The following is a 14345-nucleotide window of genomic DNA, read 5'->3' as shown; positions in this document are numbered from 1 at the left end:
GCTCACGTCTCGTCCCCGCCCCGTCGCCGTATCGTGTCCGTCGGTGTGTCCCGGCGCCCCCGGGCACCGCGGGCCCGCGTGGTGCGCGCGGGTCCGCCCTCTACGCTAACCCGTCGCGGGGGTCGCGCGGGGCCGGTCACCGGGTGTGGGCGGAGGGCTCACGGGGCGTAGGTCTCGCCGCCGAGGGTGAGGCGGGCGGCGCCGGCGGTGGAGTCGGCGAGCCAGGCGGTGAAGGCCGGCAGTTCGCTCTCGGGCAAGGCGATCTCGATCTCGACCTCGGCGCCGTAGCGCAGGTCGACGACGGTGCGGCCGGCGGCCCGCAGGTCGTTCTGGGTGCGGCCGGCGCGCTGGTGGTCCACGGAGACGGTGAGCAGCCGGTAGCGGTGGCGGGTGGTGGTGCCGAGGGCGTCGAGGGTTTCGCCGACGACCCCGCCGTAGGCGCGGATGAGTCCGCCGGCGCCGAGTTTCACGCCGCCGTAGTAGCGGGTGACGACGGCGACGGCGTAGCGGATGTCACGGCGGGTGAGCATCTGGAGCATGGGGAGGCCGGCGGTGCCGCCGGGTTCGCCGTCGTCGGACGCCTTCTGCACGGAGGCGTCGGCGCCGATCACGTACGCCCAACAGTTGTGGGTGGCGGCGGGGTGCTCGCGGCGCACGCCGGCGATGAACTCCTGGGCCTCCGCCTCGGTCGCGACGGGGGCGAGCGAGCACAGGAAGCGGGAGCGGTTGATCTCGGTCTCGTGGACGCCGGCGCGGGCCGGCGTCACGTAGCTGTCTGCCTTCACCCGTGCCACCCTACGGCGGCCGGGGCGGGAATCCCCTGGTCGCGCCGGCCGTTGATCCCTCACAGCGGGTGACGGACCCGGTGACGAAAGAGCGGGAGTGACGATGAGGCACGGGGACGAGCGGGAGTTCGACGGGCGCGGGGACGACGAGCTGGTGCGGCGGATCCTGACCGGTACCGGGGACACCTGGGCCGTGGTCGGGCTGTCGAACAACACCGGGCGGGCCGCGTACGGGGTGGCGCGCACCCTGCGACGGTTCGGCAAGCGGGTGGTGCCGGTGCACCCGAAGGCGGAGACGGTGCACGGCGAGCGGGGGTACGCCTCGCTGGCCGAGATCCCGTTCCCGGTGGACGTGGTGGACGTGTTCGTGAACTCCTCCCTGGCGGGCGCGGTCGCCGACGAGGCGGTGGCCAAGGGCGCGTCGGCGGTCTGGTTCCAGCTCGACGTGATCGACCGGGCCGCCTGCGAGCGGACCCGGGCGGCGGGTCTGGACATGGTGATGGACCGGTGCCCGGCGATCGAGATCCCCCGGCTGGGGCTCGCCCCGGAGGGGACCCGGGCAGGCTGAGGGGGCGGGGCGCGGCGGACGGGCCGATTCCGTACGGGGAGGTCCGGGGGGCGGTGGTTCGGGTAAGGGCAAAAACCCGTCAGATCGCTTGCGGTTCCGGCACATTGGAGGCGAGGTCCCCCCGGGCACCCGGCGTACCCGGTCGGCGCTGACGCCGCCGGTCGGCGGTGTGTCACCGCACCGATCGGAGAGGAAACCGCCGTGTCCTCCAGCTCGCTCACCGGTGTGAATCCGGCCATGTCCCCACCCGCGCAGCGTTCGGGGCCGGTCGCGGCGGGGGTGGTCTCGCCCACGCTGGTGGCCTCCCTCGCGGCCGATTTCGGTTCCCTGCGGCTGGCCGTGCTGGCCGGGATGGCGGGGACGGCGGATCCGGCGACGGTGTCGGCGCTGGCCGATCCGGAGTTGGCCGAGCCGATGGCCGTGGTGTTGGCGCACGCCGTGACCGAGGCCCGGGGCGCGGTGCGGGAGGCGGAGTTGGGGCCGGGGCCGGCGGACCGGCTGGGGCCGCTGCGGGCGGCGGCCAGACGGCTGACGGTGGAGCGCAGGGTGGTGGAGGAGCGCTGCAAGGCGGTGCGGGCGGCGCGGGCGAGACGGGCCCGGGCACCGGAGGTGTCCTTGGAGCACCGGGTGCTGCGGCAGTTCGCGGGGGCCGAGTACCAGGCGCGGCTGCGGGCGGCGTGCGGGGCGCGGGGGCTGGACCCGGCGGTGCTGGCGGTGCCGGCGCACACCACGGCGGCCTGGGCCCGTGAGCACGGCCTGGCGCCGGTGGAGCTGCCGGCGCCGGTGCGGGCGCTGCTGGCGTTGTCGGACGCGGAGTTCGTGGAGGTGCTGTCGCGGGACGCCCGGGAGGCGGAGAACCCGTGGTTGGCGCACGACGCGGTGGTGGAGCGGTGGGCGCGGCACACGCGGACGGCCGCGGCCTGGGGGCGGTACGCGATCGGGCGGGCCGAGCGGGCGGTGGTGGCCCGGCCGGGGCACGCGCGGGGCGCGGAGCTGCGGGCCCTGGGGGACGCCTATCAGGACGCGGCGGTGTTGGCGGCGCGGGCCCGGGAGGCCCGGCAGCGGGAGGCGGACCTGGGGGCGCGGGCCCGGGCGGCGGTGGCGGAGCGGTTCGGGGCGGGGATCTCGCGGGCGCACGCGGAGGCGTTCGCGCGGGTCGGGGAGGAGCTGCCGCGGACGGCGGCGCTGGTCCGGGAGGCGGTGGCGGGGCACGTGGCGGGGTGCCCGGCGGCGGAGCGGGGCTGCCCGGACTGCCACGGGCCGCTCGTGCGGACCCTGCGCGAACGGGCCGCGGCCCCGACGGAGGCCCCCGACCCGGACCCGGACCCGAGCCCGGACCCCGGCCCCGACACGGCGCCGGATCGGTACGCGCTGCTGGCCGATCTGCCGGCCGAGGTGCCGGTGGCGGTGGTGGACGCGGCGATCGGCGACGAGTCGGCGATCTGCGGGTACGGGTGGGCCGCCGAGGACGGCAGCACCGGTGACGGGGTGTCGATGGCGGCGGGCAGTGGGGAGGCGGAGCTGATCGGGGTGTGCGCGGCGGGCCTGGCGATGCTGCGGCGCCATCCCCGGGGGCGGGTCGCGGTGCTGTGCGACAGCGCGCAGGCCGTGGACACCGTGCGGGCCGTGCTGGAGTCGGGGGATCCGGAGGCGGCGGCGGGCCTGGTCCTCTTCCCGGAGGCGGCGCGCGCGTTGCGGGAGGTGCTGCCGGAGCGGGAGCGGCTGGAGGTGCGCTGGTTGAAGGGGCACATCGGGCACGATCTGAACGAGCTGGCGGACGCGCTGGCGGGGCTGGCCCTGCGGCGGGGCACGGGCCGGATCGCGGAGCGCACGGCGTACAAGCGCGCCCGTGAGGTCACCGAGCGCCTCCTGGGCGGCCCGCCCGCCGCCACGCCCCGCCGGCGCTGAGTCGGGACGCCGGGGTCAGGCCCCGCGGTCGCCCACGGTCTCGGCCTCGGCCTCGGCGGCGTCACGGCCCCGCCGGCCCTCGTGTTCCGCCCGTTCCTCGCGTTCGGCCCATTCGGCCAGGGCCCGCAGTTGCTCGCCGGTGACCCCGTCGGGGACGGGGCGGGGCGCGGGGCTGCGCAGCGGCGGCTGCCAGCCCTCCTCCGGGGTCCAGCGGCGCACGATCCGCGCGGGCGCCCCGGCGACGACGGCGTGGTCGGGCACCTCGCCGCGGACCACGGCCCCGGCCGCCACGACCACGTTCCGGCCGAGGCGGGCCCCGGGCAGGATCACGCTGCCGGTGCCCAGCCAGCAGCCGGGGCCGATGGTGACGGGGGCGCTGCGCGGCCATTGCCGGCCGACGGGTTCGTGGGGGTCGTCGTAGCTGTGGTTGGTGGAGGTGATGTAGACCCCGGGGCCCGCGAAGGTGTCCGAGCCGATCTCGATGCGGGCGTCGGCGATGACGTGGCTGCCGCGGCCGAGGACCACGCCGTTGCCGAGCAGCAGCAGGGGTTCGGGGCCGAGGTCGAGGTCCGGCATCATGCCGGCGGTGAGGGTGACCTGTTCGCCGATGATGCAGTGTTCGCCGATCCGGATCCAGCGTTCGCCGAAGATCGTGCCCTGCGGGAACGCGAGCCGACTGCCCTCGCCGAGGGTCCCGAACCGCAGCCGTCCCGGGGTCTGCGCGGTGATCGCGCCCGTGCGCTGCATCCAGGCCCAGCCGGCGCGCACGGCGCGGTGGGTCAGCCGGCGCCGGGCCCGGTCGAGTTCCCGGGGCAGGGACGAGAACGTGTTTCTGTTCTTGGGCACCCCTGCACGGTAGTGGCCGGTCCCGGGGCCGGCCGGTGAGCCGACCTGTGATCTTCACCCCATCGCGCGCGTCTTGAGGGGCGTGGCCTACCGTGCAAGCGGGCGCGGCACGCGCGAACGGCGAGAGAGATGAGTGTGGAAATGACCGAGCAGTCCTCCCAGCGAGCCCTGGTGACGGGTGTGGGCGGCAGCCGTCCGTCGGTGGACCCGACCGCGTTCACGGCGCCGACCTCGGTCGTGATCGGCGACGTCACGCTGGGCCCGAACACCAGCGTCTGGTACTCGGCGGTGCTGCGCGCGGACTGCGGGCCGATCACGCTGGGCGCGGACAGCAACGTGCAGGACAACTGCACCCTGCACGTGGACCCCGGGTTCCCGGTGTCGATCGGGGAGCGGGTCTCGATCGGGCACAACGCGGTCGTGCACGGGTGCACGGTCGAGGACGACTGCCTGATCGGCATGGGCGCGACCGTGCTCAACGGGGCGGTGATCGGCGCGGGCTCGCTGGTCGCGGCGCAGGCGCTGGTGCCGCAGGGCATGGTCGTGCCGCCCGGTTCGCTGGTGGCGGGGGTGCCGGCGAAGGTGCGGCGCGAGCTGACGGCCGAGGAGCGCGAGGGGATCCGCGCGAACGCCGTGATGTACCTGGAGCTGGCCGCGCGACACGCGAAGGCGCACGAGGCCGACGCGGCGGAGACCGCCGAGGACCGGGCCTGACGGTACGGAAGCGACGCGGGCGCGGCCGGTGCGCGGGTGCTCCACCCGCGCACCGGCCGCGCCCGGCCGCCCGCGTCACGCGCGCCCGCGCGCCTCTTCGGTCGCCGGCGCCGGTCCGGACCCGCCGGTCTGCCCCGGCACGGCGCTCCCGGCCGCCCCGTTCGCCCCGGCCGCCGCCGCCTCGGCCTCCAGCTCCCGGCCCGCCTTCCGGGCCCGGTTGCGCAGCAGCAGCATGGAGGCGAGGCCGATCAGCACGGCGATCAGCAGGCCCAGCCACGAGAACCGCTTGAGCCATGCCTCGGCGACGACCCCGACCGTGTAGATCACGGCCGTGGTGCCGCCCGCCCAGAGGATCCCGCCGAGCACGTTGGCCACGAGGAACTTCCAGTACGGCATCCGCAGCACGCCCGCGAGCGGCCCGGCGAAGATCCGCAGCAGGGCCACGAAACGGCCGAAGAACACCGCCCACATGCCCCACTTGTCGAAGGAGCGGCGCGCCATGCCGATCTGCGCGGGCCCGAAGTGCTTGGGGAAGCGGCGGCCGAGCCGGTCGAGGAGCGGGGTGCCGCCGCGTCGTCCGATGGCGTAGCCGATGGAGTCGCCGACGATGGCGCCGGCGACGGCGCAGCCGCCGAGCACCCACGGGTCGATGGCCCCGTGCTGCGAGGCCAACAGCGCCGAGCTGACCAGGATGATCTCCCCGGGCAGCGGGATGCCCAGGCTCTCCAGGCCGATGACCAGCCCCACCAACAGGTAGATGCTGACCGCCGGAACGGTTTCGAGCCATTCCTGGATGTGCACGGGTGCGTTCCTCCCACGTCCCTGGCGCGCCCCCTGACGGCGCGCCGACGCGGCAGCCTATCCGTTCCCCTCCCCCGGGCCCGGCCGCACCACGGCCTTGGCGCGCAGCGGCAGGTCGGTCGCGGAGCGCCCCACCCACACCTCGCGGGCGCCGGTGCCGAGCCTGCGGCCCTTGGTCTCCGGGTCCCAGGAGGAGAGCACGCGGGCGTCGAGGTCCACCACCACGCGGGTGGACTTCCCCGGGCGCAGGGCCAGTCGGCGGTAGCCGGCGAGCACCCGAACGGGCTGCTCCAGTCGGAGGTCCGGGGAGGGGCCGAGGTAGATCTGCGCCACGTCGACCCCGGCCCGCCGCCCGGTGTTGCGGACCGTGAACTCCACCCGCAGTCCGCCCCGTTCGGGCCGTACGCTCAGGTTCTCGTACGCCCAGGTGGTGTAGGACAGGCCGTGGCCGAAGGGGAAGAGGGGTTTCACCCCGCTCTGGGCGTACCAGCGGTAGCCGACGTGCACGCCCTCGCTGTACTCCTGCCGGCCGGCGACCCCCGGGTAGCGGCGCGGTTCGGCGCCGGTGGGGTGTTCGCGTTCGCCGGCGGGGAAGGTCTGGGTGAGTCGGCCGCCGGGGTCGGCGTCGCCGAAGAGGATCTCCGTGGTGGCCTCCGCGCCGGCCTGTCCCGGGTAGTACATCTGGAGGACGGCGCCGGTCCGCTCCAGCCAGGGCATGGCGGTGGCGGAGGAGGTGTTGAGGACGACGGTGGTGCGCGGGTTGGCGGCGGTGACGGCCTCGATCAGCTTGTTCTGGCCGCCGGGCAGGGCCAGGCCGACCCGGTCGGTGCCCTCGGTGGCGTCCTCGTAGGCGAACAGGACCACCGCGTGGGCGGCCTTGGCGGCGGCGGTCGCGGCGGCGAGGTCGGCGGCCCGGCCGGCCCGGTCCACGTACCGCAGCCGGAACCGCTGTCCGGCCTGTCCGCCCTTGGCGGTGACGGCGAGCCGGTGGGCGCCGGCGGTCAGGGGGAGGGTGCGGCGGCGGACGGTGAGGCCGTCGGGGGCGCTGCCGAGGAGGCCGCCGGTGAAGAACTCGGCGACGCCGGGCTTGGTGGGGAACACCGGCCGGTCGTCGAGGCGGACGTCGGGGCGTTCGCCGGTGTAGTGGACGAGCAGGGTCCACTCGTCGGCGGCGGGCAGGGTGAAGGTGCCGCTCCAGGTGAAGGTGCGGCCGGCGTCCACGCCCCGGTCGTCGAGGTCGGCGGGCGGGGTGAGGAGTTTCGCCGGCAGGGGTTTGCCGTGGATGTCCTCGCCGAGGGCGTACCGCACGGAGGCCCCGGGGGCGAGTTCCCCGGCCCGGGCCGTAAGCGTCTTGAGCGGGCTCTCGGCGCGGTCGGGGATCACGTGGGCGCTGCCGCCGCCGCTGACGAAGGGGGTGCCGGCGGTGGGGCCGATCACCGCGAGGGAGCGGGCGTCGGCGGCGGTCAGCGGCAGGGTGGCGCGGGCGTTGCGCAGCAGGGTGGCGCCGGCGACCGCGACCTCGCGGGCCACGGCCGCGCCGGCGGCCGGGTCCCGGGCCGGGCGGGCGGCGGGGCGTTCGGCGAGCAGCCCGAAGCGGTCCATGGTGCCCAGGATCCGGCGGACGGCGAGGTCGACGGCGGCCTCGGAGACGCTGCCGGCCTTGACGGCCTGGAGCAGCGGGTCGCCGAAGTGGGGGCCGTCGGGCATCTCCATGTCGAGTCCGGCGGTGATGGCGGCGACGGTGCTGTGGGTGGCGTTCCAGTCCGACATGACCCAGCCGTCGAAGCCCCAGCCCCGGCGCAGGAGTTCGTCCAGGAGGGGGGCGCTCTCGCAGGCGTGCACCCCGTTGACCTTGTTGTAGGCGCCCATCACGGCGCCCGCCCCGGCCTCCACGGCGGCCTCGAAGCCGCGCAGTTCCGTCTCGTGCAGGGTGCGCTCGTCGGCGATCGCGTCGACGGTCTCGCGGCCCTGTTCCTGGTTGTTGAGGGCGAAGTGCTTGACGGTGGCGATGAGCCCCTCGTCCTGGATGCCGCGCACGAGCTCGGCGACGAGGTCGGCGGTGAGCTTCGGGTCCTCGGAGAAGGTCTCGAAGTTGCGACCCGCGTAGGGGGTGCGGATCAGGTTGCACATCGGGGAGAGCAGCACGTCCTGGCCCAGGGCCCGGCCCTCGCGGCCGATGACGCGCCCGTAGCGGCGGGCGAGCGCCGGGTCGAAGGCGGCGGCGAGCAGCACGGGGGCGGGCAGGGCCGTGGCGTGCTTGGCGACGCGCACCCCGGCCGGGCCGTCGGCCAGGCGCAGCGGGGGGATGCCGAGGCGGGGCACCCCGGGCACGTACCCGGCCTGACCGAGCCGGGAGGGATCGCTCGCCCCGTGCAGGAGGCTCGCCTTCTCCTCGATGGTGAGCCGGTCGAGGAGGGCGTCCACGCGGGCCGCGCCGGGCGCGGCGGCCGGGTCCACGCGGGTCGCGGGGCGGGAGCGGGAGGGGCCCGCGGCCGGGAGTCCGCCGGCGGCCGGGGCGCAGCCGAGGGCGGCGCCGCCGCCGAGGCCGACCCCACCGGCCGCGGTGAGCAGGCGGAGCGCGGAACGACGGGACAGGGGTTCGGCCACGGGGCCCTCCTGGCGGCGCGGGTGACGGCGCCCGGGCGGTGCTGCCCGGGGCGGCCCGCCCACTGTGCCCCGGCCCCGGCCCCCACCCGCTCGGACGCGCCCTCGGCGGGTCCCGGTTTCAGCCGGGCGGGTGGATCGCGCCGGCGGCCGGTTTGGGCACGCGGCGTGCCCCGAACGGCCGCGCCCCCGGCCGCCGGTGGACGGCGGGCGGGGGCGCGGGTGCGGCGCGGGGCGGGCGGGTCAGCTGTTGGGGCGCAGGGTCCAGACCACGGTCATCTCGCCGGTGACGGCCTCGTCCTCGCGGCTGATCGCGATGCTCACGGGGAATTCGGGCCGGCCGCCGGCGTCGAGTTCGGCGACCACGTCGGCGATGGGGCGGCCCAGGGTCGCGGTCGCGGTGACCACGCCCTTGGCGAGCTTCTTGTAGCCGATCTCCGCCTTCACGGCGAGGGGCACGGCGCGGCCGAGCTGGTCGCCGAACGCGGCGAGCACGATGGCGCCGCTGGCGGACTCGGCGAGGGTGAACATGGCGCCGGCGTGCGGGCCGCCGACGTGGTTGTGGAACTCCGGCTGGTCCGGGAGGCGGACGACGGCGCGTTCCGGCGTGGTCTCCAGGAACTGGAGGTTCAACGTGCGGGCCATCGGCACGGTCGCGGCGAGCATCTCGCCCACGGTCATCTGGTCAGCGCTCATGACCGCGATGTTACCCACGAGTACGCCGGGTTGACCAGAGCCGACACCGGACCGACCCCGCCCCGCCCGTGCCCGCCGTCACCCCCGCCCACTATGGTTGTCGGCCATGTGGCCAGGAGAGAACCAGCCGCCCGGGGGCGAGCAGCAGTCGAACCCGCGGGATCCGCGGCAGAACCCGTACCAGCAGCCCGCCCCGCCGTCCGGGCCCCCCGCGGCGGGCTTCGGCGCCCCCGGCACCGGAGAGGGCTACGCCTACCCCCCGCAACCCCCCACCCAGCCCTGGGCGCAGGCCGCCCCGACCCCGCCGGAGCGCCACTCGGGCCTGTCCACGAAGACGGTGGCGATCCTGTCCGCCTCCGCCGTGGCGCTGACCGCCGCCGGCACCGCGTTCGTGGTCTTCGGCCTCGGCGACGACGAGCCGAAGAAGACCGTCGCCGACGCCAAGCCCTCCGTCGCCCCCACCACCCCGCCCCCCACGACCGCCCCCGCCTCCCCGAGCGCGAACCCGCGCGCCGGCTCGAACCTCAAGCCCTCCATCGAGGGCTGGCAGGTCGTCGTCAACCCCAAGTGGGGCGTCGTCTTCGACGTGCCGAAGGACTGGAAGGTCTCCGGCACGGGCGTGATGTTCGCCATGGAGGACGAGAAGAAGGGCGACGGCAGCCTCGCCGTCAGCATGAGCGCACCTGCCTTCCTCAAGGAGAAGTGGTGCACCATCGACAGCGACGCCGACGGCCGGGAAGAGGACAGCTTCCTCGTCGCGACTGGGGTCAAGGGAGCGGACGGCGCGAAGGACGCCGGTCACGCCGCCCGCGCCAACACCGGCACCTGGGTGTGGGCCACCTACGCCCAGCAGGAGCCCAAGACGCCGGAGGAGACCACTAAGCTCACGACGGCCAAGGAGTACACGACCAAGTCCGGCATCAAGGGCATGACCGTCACCGCCGCCGCCGACGGCGTGACGAAGAAGAACCGCTGCTCCACCGACGGCAAGGGCATGGGATTCGGCTTCAAGAACGCCAAGGGCGAGTTCGTGAGCTGGTCCCTCTTCGGGCCGGCCCACGTCAAGGACGAGTACTCCGACGAGCTGGCCACGCAGATCATGAGCACGATCCGCCTCATGGACCAGTGAGCCCGGTGACCCCAGTGACCCCCGCCTGACCCGCGCCCGACGCGCGGGCCGGCCGCGGCCCCTCCCGGGACCCCCCGCGGCCGGCCGACGCGCGAGCCTGCGGCCTCCGGGCCTCCCGACCGGATATCCGGTTGGCTTTCGGCCCGCCGACCGGGGATAGTCCTACGGTGTCCACCGCGCAGCCCTCCCCCGTGTCCGTGCCCGAACCCCCCGCCCCGCCCGGGGCCGGACCCGGTTCCCGGCGCGGGCGGCCCGAGTGGGCGGGGCGCAACTACGGGCTGCTGACGGCGGCGGCCGTCGTGACCAACCTCGGCAGCCACGGCGCCCTGATCGCCGCCGCCTTCGCCGTGCTCGACAACGGCGGCAGCGCCGGCGACGTGGGCCTGGTGACCGCCGCGCGGACCCTGCCGCTGGTGCTCTTCCTCCTCATCGGCGGGGCCATCGCCGACCGCTTCCCCCGGCACCGCGTGATGGTCGCCGCGAACGCCCTCAACTGCGTCTCTCAGGCCGCGTTCGCCGTGATCGTGCTGGCCGGGCACCCGCCGCTGTGGGCGATGATGCTGCTGACCGCCCTGTGCGGCACCGGTACCGCCTTCTTCAACCCGGCCGCCGAGGGCATGTTGCTCTCCAGCGTGTCGGGCGAGCACGCGAACCGCGCCTTCGCCCTCTTCCGGATGGCCATGAACGGCGCCGGCATCGGCGGGGCCGCGCTCGGCGGGGCCATGATCGCAGTGATGGGGGCCGGCTGGGTGCTGGCCGTGGACGCCGTGGCCTTCGCCCTCGCCGGCCTGCTGCGCGCCTTCCTCGTGCCCGGTCCCCTCGCCGAACGCCCGCCCGGCGGCGGCCTGCTGTCGGACCTGCGCGAGGGCTGGGTGGAGTTCCGGACCCGGAGCTGGCTGTGGAGCATCGTGCTCCAGTTCTCCGTGGTCGTCGGCGTGGTGGGCGCGGCCGAGGCCGTGTACGGGCCGCTCGTGGCCCGCGACAGCCTCGGCGGGGCCGCCCCGTGGGGCCTGGCGCTGGCGTTCTTCGGGCTGGGGACCATCTCCGGCGCGGTGCTGATGATGGTCTGGAAACCGCGCCGGTTGCTGCTCACCGGCACCCTGTGCGTCTTCCCGCTGGCCCTGCCCTCCGCCGGCCTCGCCGTGCCCCTGCCGGTGTGGGGCCTGTGCGCGGTGATGTTCCTGACCGGCACCTGCATCGAGGTGTTCGGCGTCAACTGGATGACGACGATGCACCAGGAGATCCCGGAGGAGAAGTTCTCCCGGGTCTCGGCCTACGACTGGTTCGGCTCGGTGTCCATGCTGCCGGTGGCCACCGCGCTGGCCGGCCCGGCCGAGTCCGCGTTCGGCCGCCCGCAGGCCCTGTGGGGGTGCGCGGCCCTGGTCGTGCTGGCCACGGCCGCGGTGCTGCTGGTGCCGGAGGTGCGCACGATGACGCGTCGACCGCCCAAGCCGGCCGCCGGCGGGCCCGGGAGGCCCGTGCCCGTGCCGCCCGCCGACCTCGCCGACGCCCCGAAGCCCGCGGCCGTCGTCAGCCCACCGTGAACGCGCCCGACGGGGGCGGCGGGGAGGGCAGGGCTTCTGCGTCCGTGACCGGGCGGGCCCGGCCGATCAACCGGTCCAGTTCGGCTCCGGCCACCACCCGCGCGGGGAACGCGTCCCCGGCGCAGCGGCGCGTGAGGCCGGCCAGGTCCAGCGGCGCGTCGGAAGCCACCACCACGACGTTGCCGAAGCGGCGCCCGCGCAGCACCGCGGGCTCCGCGAGCACGGCGAGCTCGGCGAACAGGGTGCGCAGGCCCGCGAGCTGACCCCGCAGGAACGCGAAGGGGGCGCCGTCGGCGAGGTTCGCCGTGTACGTGCCGCCCGGCCGCACCACCCGGGCGGCGTGCCGCGCGCAGTCCACGGAGGTCAGCGCGGCCGGCACCCGCGAGCCCCCGAACACGTCGGCCACGAGCACGTCCGCGCTCGCGTCGGGCGCGGCCTCCAGCCAGGCCCGGGCGTCGGTGGCGTGGGTCTCGATCGCGGCGTCGGCGGGCAGCGGCAGCCGATCCAGGACGAGGTCGAGGAGCGGGCCGTCGAAGTCCACGACGTGCTGGCGCGAACCGGGTCGCCCGGCCGCCGCGTAGCGCGCCAGGGTCAGGGCCCCGCCGCCGAGGTGCAGCAGGTCGAGCGGGGCCCCGGGGTCGGCCGCGAGGTCCAGGACGTGCCCCAGCCGGCGCGTGTACTCGAACTCCAGGTGCGCGGGGTCGTCGAGGTCCACATAGGACTGCGGGGCGTCGTCCACGGTGAGCAGCCAGCCCGCCGGGCGGTCCACGTCGGGCAGCAGCCGGGCCACGCCCTGCGCCACCTCGGCCCGCACCGGCACCCGGTCGTCCTCGTCCTCGTCCCAATCCTCGACCTCGTCGACCTCGTCGGGCCGGTCGGTCTCGTCGGGGGTGGTCGGCCGGTGCTTCTCGTCCTCGTTCACCGCCCCATTCTCCGCCCTCAGGAGCCCCAGACCTCCTTCACCTCCGCCGCGTGCTCGGCGGCCTGGGCCAGGCCCGCGCGGGCGGCCGGCTCGCGGCGGGCCGGGTCGAGGGGGTTGCGGCCGAAACACGCCTTGGACGCGGCGTTCGGGGTGATCAGCGCCACCCGCGCACCCTCCTCCCGCAGCCGCGCGACCTGCGCCGCCGGATGCGGCACCAGCCCGGTGCCCAGCGCCATCGGGGCGATGACGACCACGCGGCGCCGGCCCCGGGCGAGGTCGGCGTTGGCGGAGGAGCGGATGCCGCCGTCCACGTAGCGTTCCGCGCCGATCGTGATCGGCGGCCACACGCCGGGCACGGCGCAGCTCGCGGCCACGGCGTCCACGAGGTCGACGCCGCTGTCCCGGTCGAAGACCTTCAGCGCGCCCGTCGCCGTGTCCACGGCGGTGATCAGCAGTCGGCGGCCGGGCCAGACGGGGCTGACGAGGCGGTCGGCGATGACCGCCTTGCGGTCGGCCTCGCTCTCGCGGGTGTCGGTGGCCAGCGCGAAGGCCGCGACGCGCCGGCGGTAGGCGCGGACGTCGGTGGAGCGCAGCAGGGCGCCCGCGAAGCGGACCATCCCGGCCGGGGCGAGCCGGCCCACCGGCTCGCCGCTCGGGTCCCCGAGCTGGCGTTCCCACAGGGCGCGCGGGCTGAGCAGCCCGCCGCTGAGCTGGGCGCCGACGAGGGACCCGGCGGAGGTGCCGACGACCAGGTCGGCGTCGAAGAGGTCGACCCCGGCCTCGGCGAGACCGTGCAGGATGCCGGTCTCCCAACCGATGCCGGCCAGGCCGCCGCCGCCGAGCACCAGGGCGGTGCCCTCGCGCCCCCGGTCCCCGCTCGCGCCCGTGTAGGCGTCCGTGTCCGTGGTCGTGTCCGTGCTCGTGTCCGTCATGCCGGCGTACCCCTTCCCCGTCCGCGCCCGGTCCTCTTGGCCGCGCGCACGGCGGCAGTCTGCCGCACGGACCGGCCGGACGGTACGGGGCCCGCGCCCGGTGTGTCAGGCCCCGCCGAGGTGTTTGAGGGCCTCGCGGACGGTGAGCGGCGCGAGCCGGTCGCGGTGCGCGGCCACGAAGGCCGTGACCGCGTCCGGGTCGGTCTTGGCGTATGCGCGCAGGGCCCAGCCGATGCCCTTGCGCAGGAAGAAGCGGGGGTCCTCGGCCCGCCGCGCGCAGTACCGGAACAGGCGCTCGGGGTCGGTGCGGTCCTTGTACGCGAGCTGGTGCAGGACGGCGGTGCGGGCGAGCCACAGATCGGCCTCGGAGCCGGCCGGCGCCCCCGGTTCGGTGCCCTCGATCCACCGGTCGAGGACGGGGTGCACGCGGGCCGGTTCGGCCGTCGCGAGGGGGCCGACCACGTGCGCGGCGAGCAGGTCGACGGTGTCCCACCAGCCGTCGGTGACGAGCAGCTCGCGCACGACGGGCAGGATCGCGGCGGTGCAGCGGCCGATGCGGGCCCGCAGCAGGTCCACCGCCGCGTACCGGTACTCGCGTTCCGGGAGGGCCCGGCAGGCCAGGGCGAAGGCGACGCAGTCGGCCTCGTCGGGCACGGGCAGGCCCCGCAGGGCCTCCTTGGCCAGGGCTCGGCGCGCGGTGGTGGGGATGCCGAGGAAGGGGCCGATGTCCTTCATGTACGCGGCCATGGCGGCGGCCCGGGTCGGATCGGCGGCGCCGGCGTAGGCGGTGATCAGTCGCTCGCGCGCGGTGTCGGCGAACGCGCTGGTCACGGGCGCGGGCCGGGCCGGCCTTCGAAGTTCGGGCATGGCCACGTCACTTTCGCGTCGCTCCGCGT

13 protein-coding genes are annotated in these 14345 nt (G+C 76.0%); 5 read left to right on the top strand and 8 right to left on the bottom strand.

Going from position 1 to position 14345, the window contains the following annotated elements:
• Positions 1–158: 158 nt before the first annotated feature.
• The gene (locus ACN20G_RS24270) at positions 159–785 is read right to left on the bottom strand and encodes a YigZ family protein (protein ID WP_424214924.1); all 627 of its coding nucleotides are present in this window, start codon (positions 783–785) and stop codon (positions 159–161) included.
• 103 nt (positions 786–888) lie between these two features.
• Between ACN20G_RS24270 and ACN20G_RS24265 the strand changes: the two genes are divergently transcribed.
• Complete coding sequence (locus ACN20G_RS24265; RefSeq protein ID WP_424215662.1) at positions 889–1353, top strand: CoA-binding protein; 465 nt, start codon at positions 889–891, stop codon at positions 1351–1353.
• 201 nt (positions 1354–1554) lie between these two features.
• Positions 1555–3261: a hypothetical protein gene (locus ACN20G_RS24260; protein WP_424214923.1), complete on the top strand. Its 1707-nt coding sequence runs from the start codon at positions 1555–1557 to the stop codon at positions 3259–3261.
• A 15-nt stretch (positions 3262–3276) separates the two neighbouring features.
• Here ACN20G_RS24260 and ACN20G_RS24255 read toward each other — a convergent pair whose 3' ends face one another.
• Positions 3277–4107, bottom strand: a complete 831-nt coding sequence (locus ACN20G_RS24255; protein ID WP_424214922.1) for an acyltransferase — start codon at positions 4105–4107, stop codon at positions 3277–3279.
• A 141-nt stretch (positions 4108–4248) separates the two neighbouring features.
• On the opposite strand from ACN20G_RS24255, the gene ACN20G_RS24250 reads away from it, so the two are divergent.
• Positions 4249–4821, top strand: coding sequence for a gamma carbonic anhydrase family protein (locus tag ACN20G_RS24250; RefSeq protein ID WP_424214921.1), 573 nt, complete (start codon positions 4249–4251; stop codon positions 4819–4821).
• 75 nt (positions 4822–4896) lie between these two features.
• On the opposite strand, the gene ACN20G_RS24245 is transcribed toward ACN20G_RS24250, so the two are convergent.
• From ACN20G_RS24245 to ACN20G_RS24235, 3 genes are all read right to left on the bottom strand, one after another.
• Positions 4897–5622, bottom strand: a complete 726-nt coding sequence (locus tag ACN20G_RS24245; protein ID WP_424214920.1) for a DedA family protein — start codon at positions 5620–5622, stop codon at positions 4897–4899.
• A 57-nt stretch (positions 5623–5679) separates the two neighbouring features.
• Entirely contained in the window at positions 5680–8229 is a 2550-nt protein-coding gene (locus ACN20G_RS24240) for a beta-glucosidase family protein (protein WP_424214919.1), read from the bottom strand.
• A gap of 240 nt (positions 8230–8469) precedes the next feature.
• On the bottom strand, positions 8470–8907 hold the full coding sequence (locus tag ACN20G_RS24235; protein ID WP_424215661.1) for a DUF4442 domain-containing protein: 438 nt from the start codon (positions 8905–8907) through the stop codon (positions 8470–8472).
• Between the two features lie 121 nt (positions 8908–9028).
• Here ACN20G_RS24235 and ACN20G_RS24230 point away from each other — a divergent pair, with 121 nt between their 5' ends.
• Together ACN20G_RS24230 and ACN20G_RS24225 are read left to right on the top strand one after the other, a co-directional pair.
• A complete protein-coding gene (locus ACN20G_RS24230) occupies positions 9029–10051 on the top strand; it encodes a hypothetical protein (RefSeq protein WP_424214918.1) in 1023 nt (340 codons plus the stop codon).
• 197 nt (positions 10052–10248) lie between these two features.
• On the top strand, positions 10249–11595 hold the full coding sequence (locus ACN20G_RS24225) for an MFS transporter (RefSeq protein ID WP_424215660.1): 1347 nt from the start codon (positions 10249–10251) through the stop codon (positions 11593–11595).
• Here the strand turns inward: ACN20G_RS24225 and ACN20G_RS24220 are convergent.
• The 3 genes from ACN20G_RS24220 to ACN20G_RS24210 form a co-directional block, all read right to left on the bottom strand.
• The gene (locus ACN20G_RS24220) at positions 11582–12415 is read right to left on the bottom strand and encodes a spermidine synthase (RefSeq protein ID WP_424215659.1); all 834 of its coding nucleotides are present in this window, start codon (positions 12413–12415) and stop codon (positions 11582–11584) included. The two genes, ACN20G_RS24225 and ACN20G_RS24220, sit on opposite strands and share 14 nt — an antisense overlap.
• Before the next feature lie 119 nt (positions 12416–12534).
• Positions 12535–13449, bottom strand: a complete 915-nt coding sequence (locus ACN20G_RS24215; protein ID WP_424214917.1) for a patatin-like phospholipase family protein — start codon at positions 13447–13449, stop codon at positions 12535–12537.
• A 105-nt stretch (positions 13450–13554) separates the two neighbouring features.
• Positions 13555–14316: a DNA alkylation repair protein gene (locus ACN20G_RS24210; RefSeq protein ID WP_424214916.1), complete on the bottom strand. Its 762-nt coding sequence runs from the start codon at positions 14314–14316 to the stop codon at positions 13555–13557.
• Positions 14317–14345 lie beyond the last annotated feature (29 nt).

Origin of the sequence: Streptomyces dryopteridis (assembly GCF_049606955.1) — a bacterium.
In the GTDB taxonomy this organism is placed as follows: Bacteria; Actinomycetota; Actinomycetes; order Streptomycetales; family Streptomycetaceae; genus Streptomyces.
This window is presented reverse-complemented; position numbering and strand designations above follow the sequence as displayed.